This is a genomic window from Paenibacillus sp. SEL1, from assembly GCF_054602535.1.
In genome coordinates this window covers 38,530-60,680 of sequence record NZ_CM137723.1, presented here as the reverse complement: position 1 = coordinate 60,680, position 22,151 = coordinate 38,530, and the positions used below count along the sequence as shown (strand labels likewise).

Sequence of the window (22,151 nt, the reverse complement as noted above, 5' to 3'; positions counted from 1 at the left end):
GGGGGAAAACGCTAGATGAAAAGGAAAAGCTTTTTAGTCCTTTTGACACTCATTCTTGCAGTTGGCGCACTGCTCGCAGGTTGCGGCGGCAAGAACGATACCAATGGTAAGGGCGCACAAGAAAACACCTCGACTACGCCGGCTGCGGCCGACAAGCAAATTTTGCGCATTAACCTTGCATCCGAGCCGCCAACGTTCGATCCGGCACAGGCTCAAGATACTCAAGCAAACACTGTTTTAAAAACAATGTATGAAGGTCTTGTTCGCATGGGCCCTGATGGTAAAGAAATTCCTGGCGTAGCTGAATCTTGGAAAATTTCCGATGACGGCAAAACCTATACGTTCAAGCTTCGCGATACTGCAAAATGGAGTAATGGCGACCCAGTCAAAGCAAGCGACTTCGTATTTGCTTGGCAACGGGTATTGGATCCTTCCACGGCTCCTGCACCTCCATATGCTTACCAATTGTACTATATCAAAAATGCTGAGGGTTACAACCTGAGCACTTCCAAATCTTTTAAAGGTACTAAAGTTACGGACTTCAAAGATGTAGGTGTCAAAGCAGTTGACGACCATACATTGCAGGTAGAACTGGAACATGCAACACCTTACTTCCTGGGATTGACTTCTTTCTACACCTATTACCCGGTGCATCCGTCTGTTCAAGGAAATGATAAATGGGCGACTAAAAAAGAAAGCATGATCACTAACGGGCCTTTCACATTGTCGACTTGGGAGACAGGTCAAAAGATCGAGGTTTCCAAAAGCGAGAATTATTGGGGTAAGGACGAAATTAAACTGAAGAAAATTACAATGTCCCTTGTAAACAGCGGTGCAACAGAACTCGCTTCTTACAGAAGTGGACAACTTGATTATGCAGGTAAACCTAATGGCGAAATTCCTGCAGACCAAATGATGGCTGTGAAAAATGAAATGCCTAACGAATTCCAGGCTAAAGGTATAGCAAGCACCTATTACTATTTGTTTAACGTCACCGAAAAACCGTTCAATAATCTTAAAATTCGTAAAGCATTTGCAATGTCGATTCAACGTCAGCCGATTGTTGATAGAGTAACGATGGGTGGAGAAATCCCTGCTTACGGCTTTGTACCTCCGGGTATTAAAGGTTTATCTCAGGAATACCGTAATGAACATAAAGATGATTATTTCAAAGAAGATGTAGCTGAAGCGAAGAAATTGCTTCAAGAAGGTATGAAGGAAGAAGGAGTAACTTCACTCCCTCCAATCACTCTACTCTACAATTCTACTGAAGGACACCAAAAAATTGCTTTGGCAGTTGCAGATATGTGGAAGAAAAGCCTGGGAATCGACGTGAAAACGCAAAACCAGGAGTGGGGCGTATTTATCCAAACACGTAACAAGTTGAATTTCCAAATTGCACGTGGTGGATGGTCTGCTGACTTTAATGATCCGATGACTTTCCTGGATATCTGGACAACTGGTAATGGCAACAATAATTCTGGATATTCTAATCCTGAATATGATGGTTTGATTAAAGCGGCTAAAACAGAAACTGATCCAGGAAAACGCATGGAAATATTTGCGAAAGCAGAGAAGCTTCTTGTTCAGGATGATATGGTTTTACTGCCGATTTATTACTACTCTAATACTTCTTTGACGAAACCAAATGTAAAAGGCGTTGCCTTGGATTTTAGTGGTGCAATTGATTTTACAAGAGCTTATATAACACAGTAAGTAGCTGATACTTGATTCTGAAGTTGAGGAGTTACTTCGGGATATATATGTGGGTACTGCCATATATATCCCGTTTTTTTTGTGTGTGAGGGTTCTTCTTAAAATGATTAAATTAACCATGCATATAAGTAGATTGGACAACCCAACTCTATTTCTATAGAATCGAATGGTGTCGAAAAATATGGGAGGTGTAAACGGGCGATGGCGCGTTATTTGATCAGTAAATTTATATTTATGCTTATTTCTTTGCTCATTCTGATCTCTGCGACGTTCTTTCTGATGAAGGCAATTCCAGGTAACCCTTTCATGAGCGAAAGAGCGACGTCTCCTGAGATTCAAGCCCGATTAATGGAACAGTATGGGTTGGATAAGCCTGTATATGTACAATATTTTAAATACTTAGGTGATATTGTTACGGGTGATTTTGGTATTTCTATGAAAAAATTGAATCAAAGTGTGAGCGACATTATTGGACAGACCTTCATGGTATCACTAAAATTAGGTCTGGTCGCAATTATTGTTTCCATTATTGTCGGTATTTTACTAGGTATGCTGGCGGCTTTATACCATCGTAGACTCATTGATACCGTAGCGATGATATTGGCAATTCTGGGTATTGCGGTTCCCAGCTTCGTTCTGGCATCATTAATTCAGTTCTTTTTTGCCCAAAAGTTGGAATTGTTTAATGTTATGGGCTTCGAGGGCCCAATGGACTACGTTCTGCCTGTGGCGGCTTTGTCCGCTCAACCAATTGCATTTATTGCACGATTGACGCGTTCCAGTATGATAGAAGTACTGCATGCAGATTATATCAAAACGGCCAAAGCTAAAGGCTTGAAATCCATTACGATCATGTTCAAACACGTTGTGCGGAATGCTATTTTGCCAGTTGTTACCTACGTAGGTCCAATGACAGCGAATATTATTACCGGATCTGTGGTTATTGAACGGATTTTCGGGATTGGCGGTATTGGTAAAGTGTTTGTGGAAAGTATCACAAGCCGTGATTACACCATGATTATGGGCATAACGATTTTTTACGGTGTTTTGCTTATGTTAGCGCGTTTTATTACAGATGTCGCGTATGGGTTTATTGATCCTCGGATTAAGCTGTCCGGCGGGAAGGAGGGGTAACTTTATGTCTGTGAAAGACAATGCTGTGAATTTGGATAAACTTCAGGTAAAACCGGAAGATTTCCAAAAAATAGGGGTCGATGAAAAGCAGTCTGAAGTTATTCAGCGAGAAAGCTTATCTGCTTGGCGCGATGCCTGGGAACGACTTCGTAAAAACAAGGTTGCAATGACTAGCTTGATTGTTTTAGTTCTGATTGTGCTTTTTTCTTTAATCGGTCCGATATTGTCACCCTATAATTATTACTCTAATGATTTACTGAGCACGAATCTGCCACCTTCTGCGGAGCATTGGTTCGGTACGGATGATCTTGGACGTGATATGTTTGTCCGTACATGGATGGGAGCACGGATTTCCTTGACGATAGGCCTGGCTGCAGCTTTGATTGATTTGCTGATTGGTGTTATTTATGGTGGAATTATGGGTTACTTTGGTGGCCGCGTTGATGAAATCATGAATAAATTTTCTGAAATCTTGTACTCCATTCCTTACTTGCTTGTTACGATCCTGTTGCTGGTTGTACTGGAGCCAAGTATCACTACAATTATTATTGCGCTCTGTGTAACGGGGTGGATTAACATGTCGTGGATTGTACGTGGTGAAATGATGCAACTCAAAAACAGAGAGTTTGTACTTGCTTCCCGTTCCATGGGTGCTGGAGCAGGTCGTTTGCTTTTCCGCCACCTCTTGCCTAATGCAGTAGGTCCGATCATCGTTACATTGACATTGAGCGTTCCGACCGCTATTTTTTCCGAAGCTTTCCTGAGCTTCCTCGGTTTAGGGGTACCGAATCCGGAGGCATCGCTTGGTTCAATGATTGAATCAGCTCTGACCGGGTGGATGTATTACCCGTGGCGGATGCTTTTCCCAGCAGGTTTGATCAGTTTGATTATGCTTGCGTTCAACCTTTTTGGCGACGGCTTGCGTGATGCGCTTGATCCGAAGTTGAAGAAATAGGAGGTGAGATCATGGTGAGTAGCAACAATTTAATTGAGGTTGAAGGTCTTAAAAAGTATTTTAATGTTGGCAAAAACCGTGTGCTCAAAGCGGTGGACAACCTGAATTTCTATATTCGCGAGGGTGAAACGCTGGGTATGGTTGGCGAATCCGGCTGTGGTAAGTCTACAGCGGGTCGTACGATTTTGCGCTTGTATGAACCTACAGCAGGTAGCGTACGTTTTAACGGTACGGATATTTACAAATTATCACCAAGTAAAATGAAAGCAATGCGCCGTGATATGCAGATGATCTTTCAAGATCCGTATGCATCATTGAACCCGCGTTTTACCGTTTCTGATATTATTGGTGAGGCACTGGATATTCACAATATGGCGGGTAGCCGTGCAGAACGTAAGAAACGGATTGAGGAGTTACTTGATCTGGTTGGTTTGAACCCTGACCATGCAACACGCTATCCGCATGAGTTTTCTGGTGGTCAACGTCAACGGATCGGTATTGCACGTGCACTGGCTGTTAATCCTAAATTCATCATTTGTGATGAGCCGATTTCAGCTCTTGACGTATCTATTCAGGCTCAGGTTGTCAACCTGTTAAAAGAGCTTCAAGAACGTTTGGGTCTGACATACCTATTCATTGCGCATGATCTGTCGATGGTCAAGCACATCAGTGATCGGGTAGCTGTAATGTATATGGGTAGAATGGTTGAGCTTGCAGAAAGTGCTGAGTTATATGCAAATCCGATCCATCCTTATACGAAAATGCTTTTGTCGGCGATCCCACTTCCTGATCCAGAAGTAGAAGCCAACAAAAAACGGATTATTATGCCAGGCGACCAAGCAGGCCCGATTCATGATGCATCTGGCAGTAAGACAGGGGCTTATAACCTGGAAAATGCCACGCTCATCGAAGTGTCTAAAGGACATTTTGTAGCTGAGCCTTACGCCTGATCTTGTTTTATGCACCAACCGCCGAGTTATTCGGCGGTTTTTTTTGTAGGAAGCTTTGACGTGGACATGGGCTTTCGGTACAATCAAGCAGTAAGGTTTTGGTGGAGACAGGAGGCAGACCCATGAAAATAATTCCGGAAACGCTTCGCGGAGGGTCGGCTTTGGCAGAAGATTATATACAGGGTACAGGACGCGCGAGCGACTTGTATGAATATAATTTGCTGCACGCCGATGCTTTTGCCCAACGGGCGAAGTGGCTGGATAAGACGGGGCATCTGCGATTAAACCGTAAGGATGTCGTAGCATGTCTTCGTATATACAATGAGAAATACAATTCGTATGAGGCGGTTCGTGCTTCATTGGACCGTCTGGAAAGTCCAGATGCTCTGGTAGTAGCTGGTGGTCAGCAAAGCGGACTGTTCACAGGTCCGATGTTGGTTATTTACAAAGCCGCTACCCTCATTAAGGCGGCGAGAGAAGCAGAGGAACGGCTTGGGCGTCCGGTTATTCCCGTCTTCTGGATTGCTGGCGAAGATCATGACTGGGACGAGGTCAATCATACATATGTAATGGCAAATGACCCACAAGCCGTCAAAATCAAGCTGAATAAGCAACCTGAACGCCGTTCTTCGGTTAGTGCCATTAAAGTTGACGCTTTTGAATGGAAGCAAGTGATAGCGGATATAGAGCAAAGCTTGCCAGATTCAGAACATAAGGCTGATATAATGCGCATGATTGAGAACGGGATAACGGATTCATATGGACTGAGTGAAGCCTTTGCCAAGTTGCTGGGCCTTTTGTTCGGCACCTATGGATTATTACTCTTGGATTCAGCAGATCCTTCGCTACGCAAGCTGGAAGCATCCGTTTTTAAGCGGCTGGTTCAGCACAATGATGAGTTGGAGCAGGCTTATCGGACGGCTGCCACACGGATCGTAGATTATGGATATCATTTACAAGCCGATGTGCATGAAGGTGGCGCGAATCTCTTTTATATCCATGAAGATGAACGCTTGCTGCTTTTCAAAAAAGCTGGACTATTCACGGATCGACACGGTCTGGTGGCGTTTACTGTGGATGAACTGCTCGAAGAGATAGATAGACATCCCGAACGTTTTAGTAACAATGTGCTAACTCGTCCTCTAATGCAGGATTCACTGTTTCCGGTGCTGGCATCTGTGCTGGGTCTAGGAGAGATTGCTTACTGGGCGATTACACGGGATGCTTTCGGGGTGTTGGAGATGCAGATGCCGATACTGCTGCCACGAATGTCTTTTACGTTGGTAGAGCCAGGTGTGGAGAAGCATATGCTTAAGTATGAATTAAGTTTTGGTCAAGTTAGAGACGGACTTGAGGAACGGAAAAAGCAATGGATTGCCACTCAAGATCAGCTTGGAATGCAGGATCAGTTCTCCGGGGCTAAGGAAGCTTTTGTCCGCATGTACGAACCACTTGTGCAGCAGACAGGTTTGATTGAGAAAGGTTTGCTACGGCTCGGAGAAACCAACCGCGAGAAAATTCTGGCACAGATCGCCTATCTGGAGGCAAAAGTTCAGGAAGCGTTGCTTCGGCAAAATGAAACAGCACTTCGCCAGTGGGATCGTATTGAATGGTCGCTTTTTCCATTTGGACAGCCGCAGGAGCGGGCGTATACGATCTATCATTTTCTAAACCGTCATGGTCTCAGCTTGATTGATACGATTATGAATGTACCATTGGATCTGACAGGTACGCATCGTGTTATTTATGTATGATTGTTATTTTATATAGGATTTATCATGGAGCAAATTCAACCAATATGAAGGAGGAAACAAAGTATGACTTCCCATTCTCTACAAAATAGCATAGTTCACGATCTTAAATTGGCCCCTGAAGGTCATTTGAAAATTGATTGGGTAGAAGCCCATATGCCGGTATTGAACCGTATACGTCAACAATTTGAGCAAGAGCAGCCTTTTGCTGGTCTGAAGGTAACCATCTGTCTACATTTGGAAGCCAAAACGGCTTACCTGGCTAAAGTTGTACAAGCAGGTGGAGCGCAGGTAACTATTACAGGTAGTAATCCATTGTCTACACAAGATGATGTTTGCGCCGCATTAGTTGAAGATGGCGTTACAGTATTAGCTAAATACAATCCAGACCCAGAAGAATTCAAGAATTTGCAAATCAAGGCACTGGAAACAAAGCCGGATCTCATTATAGATGATGGTGGTGACTTGGTTACTCTGTTGCAATCCGAACGGCCTGATCTGATTTCTACGATCCGTGGGGGAGCAGAGGAGACAACTACTGGCATTATTCGTTTGAAGGCTTTGGAAAAAGAAGGGCAACTTCACTTTCCGATGGTGGCTGTTAATGATGCTTACTGCAAATATTTGTTTGATAACCGCTATGGTACAGGACAGTCAGCTTTCGACGGCATTATTCGTACGACTAATCTGGTTGTAGCAGGAAGTACAGTGGTTGTGGTAGGTTATGGCTGGTGTGGCAAAGGAGTTGCAATGCGTGCGAAAGGGCTGGGAGCCAACGTTGTTGTAACCGAAGTTGATCCGATCAAGGCAGTAGAAGCCCATATGGATGGTTTCCATGTCTTTGCGATGGTAGAGGCTGCCAAACTGGGCGACTTCTTTATTACAGTAACTGGAAACAAGGCTGTAATTACAGGAGAACACTTTGATGTGATGAAGGATGGAGCTGTGCTGTGTAACGCAGGGCATTTTGATGTGGAGGTTAGTAAGCCTGAGCTTGCTAAACGTTCCGAATCCATTCGTACGGTGCGTCGCAATATCGAGGAATATCGTTTTAAAGATGGACGTAAAATGTATTTGCTGGCAGAAGGACGCCTCGTGAATCTCGCTGCTGCTGATGGACATCCTGCGGAAATTATGGATACGACATTTGCGCTTCAGGCGCTTGGCTTGAAATATGTGAATGATCGTTACAATGAACTAGGCAAAGCCGTTATTAATGTACCTTATGAAATTGATGAGCAGGTAGCTCGATTCAAGCTTGATAGTCTGGGAATCCAAATTGACACGTTAACTGAAGAACAAAAGATCTATTTGGACAGCTGGAACGCGTAATCGGATTTTTCCATCACGATTTTCGCTGCAAAGTGTTGCGTTTTTAATGCAAGTATTTGTTTAGGTTAACATAATGGACAGAGAGTAAGCCCTTTATTCCGTGTTGTTTCGAAACCTGATGCATATTGTCGGGGGACGGCTTCATGGGATAAGGGGCTTTTTTGCATCTTGTGACGCGGGGCTACAATAACAGACATAATGGTATGGATCCGGCTTCTATCACTTTTTGGTAATGAAAAAGAGGTCTTTGATTTTTTAAAGCGAATCTATTATGCTTAGGTGGTGGAAAGTGGGCCAAAGTGGGAGAATAGGGTAAGGGGTGACGAAACCAATGTTTATGGGGGAGTTCCAACATAGCATTGATGAGAAGGGCCGGCTTACTGTACCGGCCAAGTTTCGTGAACTTCTCGGTGCCTCGTTCGTGGTTACCCGCGGGTTGGACCAATGCCTCTTCGTGTATCCCATGGATGAGTGGGCTGTCATGGAGAAAAAACTTAAAGCACTGCCTCTGATGAAGGCCGATGCGCGGGCGTTTACCCGTTTTTTTTTCTCGGGGGCGACTGAATGCGAATTGGACAAACAGGGCAGGGTAAATTTACCGGGGAATTTGTGCGAATACGCCAAGCTCACTAAAGAGTGCGTCGTATTGGGAGTGTCCACCCGTGTAGAGATTTGGAGCAAGCACACTTGGGAGCAATATTTCAACCAATCAGAAGAAGCATTTAACGACATTGCTGAGAAATTGGTTGATTTCAACTTTGAATTGTAATTTAGGAGGTCAGCCGTTTGTTTCACCACATTACCGTACTCAAAGAAGAAGCAACACAGGCACTAAACATCAGGCAGGACGGGATTTATGTGGACTGCACGTTGGGAGGGGCAGGACACAGTTCCGTCATTGCATCACAGCTTGGCCCTGAGGGAAGGCTCATTGCCTTTGATCAGGACGACTGGGCATTGAACAATGCGCGAGAGAAGCTGTCAGCCTATGAAGGCAAGATTTCATTAGTGAAATCCAACTTCCGCCACTTGCAGGACAAGCTGACCGAATTGGGATTGCCCGAGAAAGACGGCGTCCCGCAGGTCCAGGGTATTTTGTTCGATCTGGGTGTGTCCTCGCCCCAGTTCGATGAGGGGGAACGGGGATTTAGCTACAATCATGATGCGCCGCTTGATATGCGGATGGATCAGAGTAGCTCGCTTACGGCTTACGAAATTGTCAATAAATGGTCGGAAGCAGAGATTGCGCGTATTTTGTTTCATTACGGAGAAGAGAAGTTTTCACGGCGGATCGCAAAGATCATGATTGAACGTCGATTGAACAAGCCTATTCACACAACTGGGGAACTTGTCGATATTATCAAAGAAGGAATTCCGGCTGCGGCACGCAGAACCGGGGGACATCCGGCTAAACGCAGTTTCCAGGCTTTGCGGATTGCTGTGAATGATGAGTTGGGTGCACTGGAAGATACTTTGCATCAGGCAGTAAGATGTCTGGCTCCAGGAGGCAGAATTTCGGTCATTACATTCCATTCTCTGGAGGATCGGATATGCAAGCATATTTTCAAGGAGTATTTGGCGAAAAGCATCTATCCATCTGATTTGCCTATTTTGGAAGACAAAATGGAAGGCGATCTGAAGCTGGTGAACCGTAAGCCGATTGTGGCGTCAGAGCAGGAACTGGAGCTTAATCCTCGGTCCCGGTCAGCGAAGCTGAGAGTTGCCGAGAAATTGTAAATTTAATGGAGAAGGAGAGGCGACATGGCTTATACACGCGGTAATTTGGCTGTAAAAGAAAGAGCCCGTCAGGAACAGGTTCAGCAACAACGGTATCGTGAGACCACCAAAGTCGTTACACGCCGCAGAGAGCTGCCGATTCGAGAAAAGCTGCTGTATCTATTGACACTTGTAGCGTGCATTGTCATTGCTGGTATGTTGATTAGCAGGTACGCTCACATTTATCAAATCAATTATTCGATTAATACGGCAAGCAAGGACATTTCCAAATTACAGACCAATATCGCCCAACTGAAGATGCAAAAGGAGCGTCTGGAAAATCAGATCGTGCCGACTGCAAAGCAACAGGGATATATCGAACCAACAAGAGAGCCCATTCGTGTGGAAAAGCAGGCTGCCAAATAGTTAAGGGCATAGCATCAAGCTATGCTCTGACGTACATTTTTTTGCAGAGAGGTTTGAGCTATGGTCAAAAGAATAAAGCTTCGCACACTGCTAATAGGGGGATGTATTACCCTCTTTTTTCTTGTTCTGCTACTTAAGGTATTTTGGATTCAAGTTGTGAGCGGGGAGTACTGGCATAACCTGGTAGTTAATCAAGTAGAAAGAGATCAGGTCATTCAGCCCAAGCGTGGAACCATTACGGACCGTAAAGGAAACGTATTGGCTACGGATGCACCGGCTTATACGGTAGTTGTCAATCCTAGCATCATTCAGGAGTATGATTTGGAGAATGAGGTTGTAGCTAAGCTGCACCAGTTACTCAAAACGCCTGAGGATGAGCTGAGAGGACATCTTTCTGCAAAGGATAAAAAGGGGAACTACTTAAAAAATCGCGAGATTCGTAATGGGGGCTGGAAGGTAGACCCTGAGATCAAGGCACAAGTGGATACGTTCAAAGAGTATTTGAAGGATAAGTATGAAGTAATTGGAGCTGTGGACACTGTTCAAGAATCCAAACGCTATTATCCGGAAAATAAGCTGGCTTCCCATGTTCTTGGCTATCAAAGAAAAGATGGCACAGCAGGTATGGGATTGGAAGCTTATTATAATAAAGAGCTCTCGGGGACGGCTGGAAAGCTTCTGTATCAGCGGGATCGGAAGGGAGTTCCTCTTCAAGGATCGGAAAGTGTCTATGAGCCGGCACAAAATGGTAAAAATTTAAAGCTGACGATTGACGATACGATTCAGTATTATATAGAGGATGCCATGCAGGAAGCTATTGCAAAATACAACCCGAAAACGATGACTGTAGTAGCTGCTGATCCCCAGACGATGGATGTTCTTGGTATGGCAACTTATCCAAATTTTAATCCCAATACATATGGGAGTACACCCTTGGAATATTTCCGTAATAATGCTACTCAATCTATCTACGAGCCTGGCTCCACGTTTAAGATTGTAACCTTGGCAGCTGCGGTTCAAGAAAAGGTGTTCAATCCAAATGAATCTTACCAATCTGGTATGATTCGGGTCGGAGGCTGGGATATTCGTGATGTAAGCCGCAACTGGGGAACGTTAACCTATCTTCAGGGAGTCAAGCGCTCAAGTAACGTTGGTTTCGTCCATCTGGGTTTGGATAAGTTGGGTGGCGAGAGACTGAAGAAATATATTAATAACTTTGGATTCGGCGTGAAAACGGGCATTGATCTTCCAAGTGAGTCTACCGGGGCTATTACGTTCCATACCCAGTACAAATCCGAGGTCGCAACCGCTTCATATGGACACGGACGTGTTCAGGTGACGCCAATCCAGCAGGTAGCTGCCATCTCGGCAATTGCTAACGGGGGGAAGCTGATGCAGCCTCATCTGGTGAAGGAAATCATCAACCCAGATACAGGCGAAGTTCAGACGATTCAACCGAAGGAAGTCCGTCAAGTGATTACTCGGGAATCGGCAGTCCAGACAAGCAGCTATCTAGAGCAGGTCGTATCTGACCAAGAAATTGGTACGGGACGCCTTGCTTATATTGACGGATATCGTGTAGCTGGTAAAACAGGTACGGCGACGAAGGTCGTCGGAAAAGTATATGACCATTCGAAGGATGTCGTGTCCTTTATAGGTTTTGCACCGGTAAATGATCCGAAAATAGCTGTTTTGGTTGTTATGGACGAACCTAACAAATCGGTAGGCGGCGGTACAGCAGCAGCACCTGTATTTAAAAAAATTGTATCCCAATCGTTGCAATATATGGGGGTTCCAAAAACGGGAACTAAAACGAATAAATCAGGTGCCGCTGTTGTAAAAACAGTGAATTTGCCAACGGTACCAACATTAACTGGTCAGGTGAAGAAGGATGCGCAAAATGCATTGCTCAAACAGGGAATTGCCTATGAAACGGTAGGCAAAGGCTCCAAAATTGTTCGCCAGTATCCTGAAGCAGGCGTCAAAATGAAACCCGGACAACGCATTTACTTGCTGACTGAGGATAGTGCCAACATGACTATTCCTGATTTTACAGGTGTTTCGTTGCGTGACACACTTCAAGTTCTGACCCTTATGAAGGTTGGTGTGCAGGTAAGTGGCGAAGGTTATGTTGTCTCTCAAAAGGCGCAAATGGTAAATGGAAAGCGGATCGTCAGCGTGACGCTTCAGCCGGCCAAAGAAACGGTGACCGGAGTGAAACCGGAGGAAACACAGGACTCGACCAATGGAGTTGCAGCTAACCAGACCGGCAGCGCAACAAAAACGGAGGTCGATACTAAAACCGATTCCGGTACTACTGCTGATGCTGGAACAGACTCGGAAGCTCCTAAGGGAGGAATATCTGCTGTTGCAGATGAGGAAAGTGCTGCTGCGATTAAAGGCGAGGATAACTGATAGCTTGTTCTAATGTCCGTTCTTTTGAATATTCATGAGGTAAGACATGTCATGAGTATTTGAGGAACGGAGGGAGCACGTTTGAAAAAATCTAACGTGACCATGCGGCGGAGGCTGGTATGGGGGCTAATGGGATTGTTTGTACTGTTTGCGGCCTTGTCGATCCGGCTCGCCTATGTTCAATTGGGTAAAGGAGGCGAGCTCTCGGCCAAGGCTGAGGATTCGTGGCGCCGCAATATTCCATTTGCCGCCAAGCGTGGCGAAATTTTGGATAGGCAGGGTACGGCGCTCACCTATAATGTCAGTTCGCCGACAGTCATGGCGATACCAGTACAAATTAAGAAGCCGGAAGAAACGGCACGCAGGCTAGCGCCCTTGCTGGATATGAGTGAGGATAAAGTACTCAAGCTGATTACCAAACGAACAGCAAGCCAAAAACTTCAGCCCGGCGGACGAAAAATTACGATGGAGAAAGCGCAGCAAATTCGTGATTTGAAGCTGCCGGGTATCGTTGTTGCTGAAGACAACAAACGTTATTATCCTTATGGTGATCTAGCGGCTCATATTCTTGGGTTTACAGGAATTGATAATCAAGGGCTGACAGGCGTAGAGAAGCAGCAAAACAGTAAGCTTCGGGGAATCGACGGAAGCATTGCGTATTTATCGGATGCAGGTGGTCGTCTAATGCCTGGTTCTTCTGAAAAATACATTGAACCGAAGGATGGACTAAATTTACAATTAACCATTGATAAGTCTGTGCAGTCCATTATGGAACGGGAGCTTGACCAAGCCATGGTCAAATTTCAGGCGAAGTCCGCATTGTCTATAGCTATGAACCCTAAGACGGGTGAAATATTAGGCATGGCTGGACGACCAAGCTATGAGCCAGCGCAATACAAGCAATATGCGCCTGAAATCTATAATCGAAATCTGCCTATCTGGATGACATATGAACCTGGGTCTACTTTTAAAATTATTACACTGGCGGCTGCCTTGGAAGAAAAGAAGGTCAATCTCAAAAATGACCGTTTTTTTGATCCGGGATATATTGAAGTCGGTGGAGCACGCCTGCGTTGCTGGAAGAAAGGCGGACATGGAAGCCAAACTTTCCTTCAAGTGGTGGAGAATTCTTGCAACCCCGGTTTTGTAACATTAGGGCAGCGATTAGGTAAAGAAACACTGTTCAAATACATTCGCAATTTTGGCTTCGGCAGCAAAACGGGGATCGACATGATTGGTGAGGGCAACGGTATTTTGTTCAAGCTTCCTCAGGTCGGTCCTGTAGAGCTGGCGACAACCGCTTTTGGTCAAGGGGTGTCTGTTACTCCGATCCAGCAGGTTACGGCTGTATCAGCGGCAATTAATGGCGGTAATCTTTATAAGCCTCACATTACAAAAGGTTGGGTTCAGCCGGGAACCGGAAAAGTGCTGGAAAAAGTAGAGCCAGAACTGGTACGTAGGGTTATTTCAGAGGAAACCTCCCGACAAGTAAGGGAAGCGCTGGAAAGCGTCGTTGCTAAAGGTACAGGTCGTCCTGCTTTCATTGAAGGCTACCGGGTGGGAGGTAAAACGGGGACAGCACAAAAGGTGATTAACGGGCGTTATTCTTCCTCGGAGCATATTGTATCCTTTATTGGTTTTGCACCGGCGGATGATCCGCAAATCGTCGTCTATACCGCTGTCGATAACCCGAAGGGCATTCAATTCGGCGGGGTGGTTGCTGCGCCAATCGTGCAAAATATTTTAAAGGACGCGCTGATTGCCTTGAAAATACCGCCTCGCACCAATCAAATTGCCAAAGAGTACAAGTATGGAGAAAATCCGATCGAAACGGTACCTGATCTGGTAGGTGCTACTGCAGCTGATTTGTACGAAGATATGAATATGAACTTTATGCTCGTGAAATCTGGGTCAGGCAAGACGGTCGTGAGTCAGGCGCCGAAGCCGGGCTCCAGATTGGAGCGGGGATCAACGATCCGTATTTACATGGGGGATTGATAGGTTCATTTTATACCATACTATGAATAACGAGAGAGCAATGGAGGAATGAAAGATGCAGCTTCAACAATTGGCTTCACTGCTGGCCGTCTCCCGTGTTGTGGGTGACGGTACAGTGGATTGCCGAGGAATCGGGGCGGATTCACGTCGAGTGCAACAGGGAGATTTATTTCTATGTTTGCCAGGTTTTACAGTGGACGGACATGACTATGCTGAGCAGGCAATTGCGTCCGGGGCGGCAGCTTTGGTCGTTGAACGGGAACTGGATGTACCTGTTCCGCAGCTTGTAGTTAAGGATGCACGACATGCCATGGCGGTTTTGGCGGATTATATGTTTGATTCACCGAGCCGACGCATGCGCATGATCGGCATAACCGGAACTAACGGTAAAACAACGATAACTTATCTGATTGAAAAGATCATGAAGGATGCCGGGGTGAACACCGGACTGATTGGTACGATTCAAATGCGTTACGGGGGTCAGTCTTACCCAATGTCTGGTACTACGCCCGAAGCGGTGGAACTGCAACGTTATCTCGGAAATATGGCAGAGCAGGGGGTTCAATGCTGTGTCATGGAAGTATCCTCACATGCGTTGGAGCAGGGCCGCGTCAAAGGAACTGATTTTCGCACTGCTATATTTACAAACCTGACGCAGGACCACCTGGACTACCACAACACAATGGAGGAGTACCGTGCTGCAAAAGGACTTTTGTTCTCTAGGTTGGGAAATGCTTTCTCGCGGGATGCATCAGATAGCAAATATGCTGTTCTGAATGCAGACGATCCGGCTTCTTCCTATTTGCAGGCTCAAACTGCGGCCCAAGTGATTACATACGGCGTAGAAAAGGAGTCTGATGTGCAGGCATCTCGTATCACTATAGGTTCCAAGGGAACCTCCTTCCATGTGTCTACTTTTAAAGGAGATACCGATATTGAGCTTCGAATGGTGGGCAAGTTCAATGTGTACAACGCACTGGCGGCCATTACCGCTGCTTTACTGGAAGGAATCTCGCTAGTGGATATCAAGCACAGTCTAGAGTCTATCGCAGGCGTAGATGGGCGGGTAGAGCCTGTAGATGCGGGTCAGCCCTTTGCTGTTATTGTAGATTATGCCCATACACCGGACGGATTGGAAAATGTCCTTCGCACCGTAAAGGAATTTGCGGTTGGTAAAGTATGGTGTGTATTTGGATGCGGCGGTGACCGGGATCGTACGAAACGTCCGTTGATGGGGAAAATTGCTGCGCGTTACAGCGATCATTCGTTTATTACTTCCGATAATCCGCGAACAGAGGACCCGAAAGTGATTTTGAAAGACATCGAACAAGGGCTGATTGACGAAGGTGTACCCGCAGAACGATATGAATTGATCGTGGATCGCAGAACTGCAATTCATAAAGCTGTTGAAATGGCAAGCCCTGACGATGTAGTATTGATTGCGGGAAAAGGTCATGAGACTTACCAGTTGATCGGAAAAACGGTGCATGAATTCGATGACCGCATCGTAGCCAAAGAAGCGATAAGGGGTTTATCCAAGTGATGAAAAGAACAATCGGTCAGATTGCATCTATGTGTGGAGGAACACTTCACGGAGAAGCGGACGCCGAACAGATGGTCGAAGGCGTTTTTACAGATTCTCGCAGGCCGCAGAGCCAAGGGTTGTTTGTTCCACTCGTGGGCGAACGGTTTGATGGACATAATTATGTGCAGCAGATCGTAAGCGAGGCAGGTGCAGCTGCATTTTTATGGCAAAAGGACCATGGAGCACCTCCGGCTGAGAACGCTATTGAGGTAGAGGATACGTTAGAAGCCCTTCAGCATCTAGCAGCTGCATACTTACGCGAAATTGGCGTTTCTGTCGTTGGGATCACGGGAAGCAACGGCAAGACGACAACGAAAGACATCGTAAACGCTCTGCTGGACACGACTTTTAAAGTACACAAAACCGAAGGAAATTATAACAATCATATCGGTTTGCCTTTAACTGTACTTTCCATGCCGCAGGATACAGATATTCTCATTCTGGAGATGGGCATGAGTGGGCGCGGAGAGATTCGTCTGCTGGCTAATATCGCTCAACCAGATGTAGCTATCATAACGAACATAGGCGAATCGCACTTGCTGCAGCTTGGTTCTCGAACGGAAATCGCTCGTGCAAAGTTGGAGATTACAAGTGGCCTTAAGCCTGGTGGTTTGCTGATCTACAACGGGGATGAACCACTGCTTTCACAAGTGTTGGCGGAGTCTGAAACGGTCAAGCCTGAAGGTTTAAAATTGTTTACGTTCGGGCTAGCTACAGGCAACGATGACTATCCGACTGAAATCACTTCGGATGGAGAAGGTAGCTTATTCATAACAGCCCAATCTGGCAAAGAGGCTTTCCGGCTTCCCTTGCTTGGACAGCACAATGTTGTAAATGGTTTGGCAGCACTGGCGGTAGCGCGTCATTTCAATGTCGATGCAGACCATATACGTAAAGGGTTGTCGTCTTTAAAACTGACGGGCATGCGCATTGAGGTTGTGAACTGTCCTAATGGACTTACCGTGCTCAACGACGCTTATAATGCCAGCCCGGCTTCAATGAAGGCTGCCATTCAGACGTTGTCTGCGTATAAAACGGACGGACGTAAAGTCGCCGTGCTTGGTGACATGCTGGAGCTGGGACCTGAGGAAAAGCAATTCCATGAGGAGATTGGAATTTTCGCGGCAAAGCACGACATAGAGGTACTGTATACCTACGGTGCGTTAGGCACTTCGATTGCGCAGGGTGCGCAAGGGTTGATGCCAACTGCTAACGTGCACCCTTATACAGATAAGCAAGAGCTGATCCAGCATTTGCAGGTTCATCTCCACGCCAATGATATTGTGCTGGTTAAGGCATCCAGAGGGATGCGACTAGAAGAAATTGTGGATGCGCTGAAAAACGGTCCGCTACAGAACTGATGTTGACGAGAGGGAGACTCCCATGGATATTCAATTATTACTGCTGACGATCGTCGTATCGTTTATACTGGCGGTCATTGCCGCTCCACTGCTCATTCCGCTGCTGCGGCGAATGAAATTCGGCCAGCAGGTCCGGGATGACGGGCCACAAAGCCATCTTAAAAAGATAGGTACGCCTACAATGGGCGGTATCGTGATTCTGGTGGCTTTTACGCTGACCTTTCTTAAGTTTTCAGCTATCAAAAATACGGACTTTTACGTTCTGTTGGTTGCTACGCTCGGTTTTGGGCTGATCGGCTTTTTGGACGACTATATCAAAATTGTATTCAAACGCTCGTTAGGTCTGACGGCGCGTCAAAAGCTGTTTGGGCAATTGTTGTTTGGCGCGATTATGTGCTGGCTTCTGCTTAACAATGATCATAGTACTGCGATCGGCATCCCTGGAACGTCATGGTCATTTGATTGGGGTGGCTGGTTTTATTATCCGTTCATCATTATCATGATGCTGGCGATTAGCAATGCTGTCAATTTCACGGATGGGCTGGACGGGCTGCTGTCCGGTACAAGTGCCATTGCCTTTGCTGCTTATGCCATTGTCGCGATTCAGGCAACCTCGCTTCCGGCAGCAGTATGCTCAGCGGCTATGATTGGTGCTGTACTCGGATTTCTCGTATATAATGCTCATCCAGCCAAGGTGTTTATGGGTGATACAGGCTCGCTGGGAATTGGCGGCGCCATAGGTGCCATTGCCATTGTTACGAAAAGCGAAATTTTGTTTCTCATTATCGGTGGTGTATTCGTAATTGAAATGCTGTCCGTAGTCTTGCAAGTAGCTTCCTTTAAAACACGTGGCAAGCGTATTTTCAAAATGAGCCCAATTCATCATCACTTCGAGCTGTCCGGCTGGTCCGAATGGCGCGTAGTTATTACATTCTGGGCTGTAGGACTGCTGTTGGCAGGACTTGGACTTTATCTCAACAAGGGGTTGTAGACAAATGAACCATCCAGACGCATACAGAGATCAGGAAGTCGTCATTATCGGTCTGGCTAAAAGCGGCGTGCAAGTTGCCAAGGTGCTGCACCAGGCTGGAGCCAAGCTGACAGTCAATGATAAAAAGGATAGGGAACAATGTCCCGAAGCTTCTGAATTAGAGGCTTTGGGAATTTCCGTTTTATGTGGGGGTCACCCAGAGGGGCTAATTCATCCTGGAGTGAAGCTGGTTGTCAAAAATCCAGGGATTCCTTATACGGCCCCTCCCGTACAGAAAGCTGTCGAGCTCGGCATTGAGGTCGTGACCGAGGTTGAGGTCGCCTACCATCTATGTAAAGCTCCGATCATCGGAATTACTGGCTCCAACGGAAAGACGACCACGACCACTTGGGTAGGCAAGCTGTTGGAAGCATCCGGCATGAATCCAATCGTGGCTGGTAATATCGGTACCCCTGTATGTGAGGCGGCTGTGGATGCCAAGTCGGACGAGTGGATGGTTGTGGAGCTGAGCAGCTTTCAGTTAAAAGGAACAAAAGATTTCAAGCCCACTGTGGCCTGCCTGCTCAATGTAGCTGAGACCCATTTGGACTACCACGGAGGCATGGAGGACTACGTTGCATCCAAGGCGCGTCTATTTGCCAATCAAACGGCAGCGGATACCGCGGTGGTGAACTGGGATGACCCCGTCTGCCGGGAGCTCGTACCCTATATAAAAGCGAAGCTGCTTCCGTTCTCTATGACAGAACGTTTGCAGGAAGGGTTGTTCGCTGACCCGCCATACATACCGGATGTGACGGATGATATTGAACGTAGCATCGTATACCGCGATGGAAATGGTGTGCTGCATCCCATTATAGGCGTAGCTGAGATTGGACTTCCCGGTCGTTTTAACGTAGAAAATGCTCTTGCTGCTTGCGCAATCGCCATTGCTGCAGGCGCAGAACCAGCGAATTTGGCGGAACCATTAAGTGTTTTTCGCGGCGTCGAACATCGGCTTGAATATGTTTTAGAACACGCTGGTGTAGCTTATTACAATAACTCCAAAGCAACCAATTCGAAAGCAACAATGATGGCCTTATCTTCCTTTAAGCAACCGATTGTACTCATTGCCGGAGGATTGGATCGCGGCTCTGATTATACAGAGCTCGTACCTTCCTTGCAGGAAGGTGTGAAAGCCGTTGTGCTCTTGGGTGAGACACGGCATAAGCTGGCTGAGCGGGCCCATCAGGCTGGAATAGAGCATGTCAAGGTCGTCGATAATGGGGAGGATGCCGCCGCTACGCTCGTGGAGGCTGTGAACAAGGCTGCTGAATTTGCTGAGACGGGAGATGTAGTATTACTCTCACCCGCCTGTGCAAGCTGGGATATGTTCCGATCCTATGAAGAGCGTGGACGTATTTTTAAAGAGGCGGCGCATAAATTGTAAGTAGGGGGGTTGGATAAGCCCCTACTTTTATGCAAGGGGTGGCCTCCTGATGAAGCAATCTCGTCCAGCGCCGGATCTATGGCTTTTCGTTTGTATTGTAAGCTTATTAGCCATCGGCATGGTTATGGTATACAGTGCGGGCGCCGTCCTCGCTTTTCACGAGTACGGGGACTCCTACTATTTTGTAAAGCGGCAATTGCTGTTTGCAGGGCTCGGCCTTGTAGCGATGTACTTTACTGCCAGAACGGACTACCGGATCTGGCAGAAATATGCCAAGGTCGTGTTGTTGATCTGTCTAGCGCTACTGGTTGCCGTATTAATTCCCGGCATTGGTGTAGTAAGAGGCGGGGCACGAAGCTGGCTCGGTATTAGCTCTTTCGGCATTCAGCCTTCCGAGTTTATGAAGCTGGGTATGATTCTTTTTCTCGCTCGTTGGCTCAGTCGTCCTGACTATGATATTAGCTCTTTTACGCGCGGCCTGTTGCCCCCGCTTGGACTCATGGGACTGGCTTTTGGGCTTATTATGCTCCAGCCCGATTTGGGCACAGGCACGGTAATGATGGGTGCGTCCATGCTCATCGTATTTACGGCAGGCGCGCGTATGAAGCATCTCGGTCTGCTGGCTCTGTCGGGAGCAGCAGGGTTTGCTGCACTGATTGCAGCTGCGCCTTATCGACTCCAGCGCATCACCGCTTTTCTGGACCCTTGGTCCGATCCGCTTGGCGCAGGCTATCAAATTATTCAATCGCTGTATGCGATTGGTCCTGGCGGGCTGGCGGGCTTGGGACTCGGCATGAGTCGACAAAAATATAGTTACGTTCCTGAGCCGCAAACTGATTTTATTTTTTCCATTTTGGCGGAGGAGCTTGGCTTTATCGGTGGAATGACGGTGCTGGGGCTCTTTTTGGTCCTCGTATGGAGAGGAATGCGTGTCGCTATAACTATTCCGGATACCTATGGCAGTTTGCTTGCGGTGGGTATTGTCGCAATGGTCGCCGTACAGGTCGTCATTAATATTGGTGTCGTTATCGGTTTAATGCCGGTGACAGGAATAACACTGCCCTTAATCAGCTATGGAGGTTCTTCTCTGACCTTAATGCTAACAGCTCTGGGCATTTTACTAAATTTATCACGTTATGCGAGGTGAACGTTTATGCGCGTCGTGTTGAGCGGCGGCGGTACCGGAGGGCATATTTATCCGGCGCTGGCCGTAGCCAGACAGTGCGAAGAGATTGATCCGGACGCTGAATTTTTATACATTGGCGGTCAACGAGGACTCGAAAGCAAGTTGGTTCCTCAGGAAAAAATTCCATTTGAGGCTATTGATATCACAGGATTTCGCCGCAGCTTGTCTGTGGAAAATATAAAAACGATCATGCGCTTTTTCAAAGGGGTTCGCAGATCCAAAGCATTATTAAAGAAATTTAAGCCAGATGTCGTTATTGGCACTGGGGGATATGTATGCGGACCCGTCGTTTATGCAGCTTCCAAGTTGGGAATCCCCAGCATTATTCATGAGCAAAATGCAATTCCAGGGTTGACTAATACATTTCTGAGTCGCTATGTGGATACAGTGGCTGTGAGCTTTGAAGGCTCAGAAGGAGCTTTCCCCAAAGCTAAAAATGTACTGTACACTGGGAACCCGCGTGCTACAACAGTTCGTTTGGCTAACCGGGATCGGGGATTTGCTACAATTGGGGTTCCGATGAACAGTTCGGTCGTCCTTGTGGTCGGTGGCAGCAGGGGAGCGAAGGCCATTAATGACGCCATGATTGCAATGGCTCCGCAACTTTCGCAACTGAAAGACGTCCATTTTGTATATGTAACCGGTGAATCTTATTATGAGCAAACGCTGGATAGCATACGGAATCAGATCGGCTCATTGCCCAATCATCTACATGTGCTTCCCTATATTCACAATATGCCAGAGGTGCTGGCTTGTACCTCTTTAATTGTTAATCGCGCAGGTGCGTCCTTCTTGGCAGAGATCACATCGTTGGGCATTCCGTCCATTCTGATCCCATCACCTAATGTGACGAATAACCATCAGGAGGCTAATGCTCGTACACTTGAAAAGGCAGGCGCATCCGTCATGATTGTAGAAAAGGAACTGAGTGGCCCGGCCCTGTTTCAATCTATAGCGGGAATTATGAAGGATGAGGCACGACGAAGTCGCATGGCAGAGTCGGCGTCTGCGCTCGGCAAGCCTGACTCAGCAGATATTTTAGTAAAAGAAATGGAACGTCTTGCCCATAAAAGGTAGTCTGCAGCGCAGAATTGGGCGGTTGTCACACACCGGATGGTATTTACATAGGATACCCTATAGATTGTGACCATCACTCAGGCTGCCGGTTGTCAGGTGAGAGCCTTATAACCATGCGGGGCAAGCAACAAG

Annotated in this window: 17 protein-coding genes; all 17 read left to right on the top strand. The window is 46.7% G+C overall.

Features of this window, described 5'->3' with window-relative positions:
* Window positions 1-15 precede the first annotated feature (15 nt).
* The 17 genes from ACYCSE_RS00275 to murG all read left to right on the top strand — a co-directional run bounded on the left by ACYCSE_RS00275 (window position 16) and on the right by murG (window position 22,019).
* Window positions 16-1,716 carry a peptide ABC transporter substrate-binding protein gene (locus ACYCSE_RS00275; protein WP_322161228.1) on the top strand — a complete coding sequence of 567 codons (1,701 nt, stop codon included), beginning with the start codon at window positions 16-18 and terminating at the stop codon, window positions 1,714-1,716.
* Window positions 1,717-1,917: 201 nt separating this feature from the next.
* Window positions 1,918-2,850 carry an ABC transporter permease gene (locus tag ACYCSE_RS00270; RefSeq protein ID WP_254350279.1) on the top strand — a complete coding sequence of 311 codons (933 nt, stop codon included), beginning with the start codon at window positions 1,918-1,920 and terminating at the stop codon, window positions 2,848-2,850.
* A gap of 4 nt (window positions 2,851-2,854) precedes the next feature.
* The gene (locus ACYCSE_RS00265; protein WP_029517762.1) at window positions 2,855-3,805 is read left to right on the top strand and encodes an ABC transporter permease; all 951 of its coding nucleotides are present in this window, start codon (window positions 2,855-2,857) and stop codon (window positions 3,803-3,805) included.
* Window positions 3,806-3,816: 11 nt separating this feature from the next.
* Window positions 3,817-4,755 carry an ABC transporter ATP-binding protein gene (locus ACYCSE_RS00260; protein ID WP_013311102.1) on the top strand — a complete coding sequence of 313 codons (939 nt, stop codon included), beginning with the start codon at window positions 3,817-3,819 and terminating at the stop codon, window positions 4,753-4,755.
* A 122-nt stretch (window positions 4,756-4,877) separates the two neighbouring features.
* A complete protein-coding gene (bshC, locus tag ACYCSE_RS00255; protein WP_459700733.1) occupies window positions 4,878-6,509 on the top strand; it encodes a bacillithiol biosynthesis cysteine-adding enzyme BshC in 1,632 nt (543 codons plus the stop codon).
* Between the two features lie 63 nt (window positions 6,510-6,572).
* Entirely contained in the window at window positions 6,573-7,838 is a 1,266-nt protein-coding gene (locus ACYCSE_RS00250) for an adenosylhomocysteinase (RefSeq protein ID WP_459700731.1), read from the top strand.
* A 331-nt stretch (window positions 7,839-8,169) separates the two neighbouring features.
* Complete coding sequence (gene mraZ, locus ACYCSE_RS00245) at window positions 8,170-8,607, top strand: division/cell wall cluster transcriptional repressor MraZ (RefSeq protein WP_013311099.1); 438 nt, start codon at window positions 8,170-8,172, stop codon at window positions 8,605-8,607.
* 17 nt (window positions 8,608-8,624) lie between these two features.
* Window positions 8,625-9,575 (top strand): 16S rRNA (cytosine(1402)-N(4))-methyltransferase RsmH, encoded by a 951-nt coding sequence (gene rsmH / locus ACYCSE_RS00240; RefSeq protein ID WP_254350277.1) that lies wholly within the window; start codon window positions 8,625-8,627, stop codon window positions 9,573-9,575.
* A gap of 24 nt (window positions 9,576-9,599) precedes the next feature.
* Window positions 9,600-9,980 carry a hypothetical protein gene (locus tag ACYCSE_RS00235; RefSeq protein WP_061828519.1) on the top strand — a complete coding sequence of 127 codons (381 nt, stop codon included), beginning with the start codon at window positions 9,600-9,602 and terminating at the stop codon, window positions 9,978-9,980.
* Window positions 9,981-10,040: 60 nt separating this feature from the next.
* Window positions 10,041-12,395 (top strand): penicillin-binding transpeptidase domain-containing protein, encoded by a 2,355-nt coding sequence (locus ACYCSE_RS00230; protein ID WP_459700728.1) that lies wholly within the window; start codon window positions 10,041-10,043, stop codon window positions 12,393-12,395.
* Between the two features lie 81 nt (window positions 12,396-12,476).
* Window positions 12,477-14,393 carry a stage V sporulation protein D gene (locus ACYCSE_RS00225; protein WP_069289990.1) on the top strand — a complete coding sequence of 639 codons (1,917 nt, stop codon included), beginning with the start codon at window positions 12,477-12,479 and terminating at the stop codon, window positions 14,391-14,393.
* Window positions 14,394-14,448: 55 nt separating this feature from the next.
* A complete protein-coding gene (locus tag ACYCSE_RS00220) occupies window positions 14,449-15,936 on the top strand; it encodes a UDP-N-acetylmuramoyl-L-alanyl-D-glutamate--2,6-diaminopimelate ligase (protein WP_250268829.1) in 1,488 nt (495 codons plus the stop codon).
* Window positions 15,936-17,339: a UDP-N-acetylmuramoyl-tripeptide--D-alanyl-D-alanine ligase gene (locus ACYCSE_RS00215; protein ID WP_459702448.1), complete on the top strand. Its 1,404-nt coding sequence runs from the start codon at window positions 15,936-15,938 to the stop codon at window positions 17,337-17,339. The genes ACYCSE_RS00220 and ACYCSE_RS00215 overlap by 1 nt, the downstream gene beginning before the upstream one ends.
* Before the next feature lie 22 nt (window positions 17,340-17,361).
* Entirely contained in the window at window positions 17,362-18,330 is a 969-nt protein-coding gene (mraY, locus tag ACYCSE_RS00210; protein ID WP_459700726.1) for a phospho-N-acetylmuramoyl-pentapeptide-transferase, read from the top strand.
* 4 nt (window positions 18,331-18,334) lie between these two features.
* A complete protein-coding gene (gene murD, locus ACYCSE_RS00205; protein WP_459700724.1) occupies window positions 18,335-19,756 on the top strand; it encodes a UDP-N-acetylmuramoyl-L-alanine--D-glutamate ligase in 1,422 nt (473 codons plus the stop codon).
* A 49-nt stretch (window positions 19,757-19,805) separates the two neighbouring features.
* Complete coding sequence (gene spoVE, locus ACYCSE_RS00200; RefSeq protein WP_061828513.1) at window positions 19,806-20,903, top strand: stage V sporulation protein E; 1,098 nt, start codon at window positions 19,806-19,808, stop codon at window positions 20,901-20,903.
* A 6-nt stretch (window positions 20,904-20,909) separates the two neighbouring features.
* Complete coding sequence (murG, locus tag ACYCSE_RS00195) at window positions 20,910-22,019, top strand: undecaprenyldiphospho-muramoylpentapeptide beta-N-acetylglucosaminyltransferase (RefSeq protein WP_061828512.1); 1,110 nt, start codon at window positions 20,910-20,912, stop codon at window positions 22,017-22,019.
* Window positions 22,020-22,151: the final 132 nt, after the last annotated feature.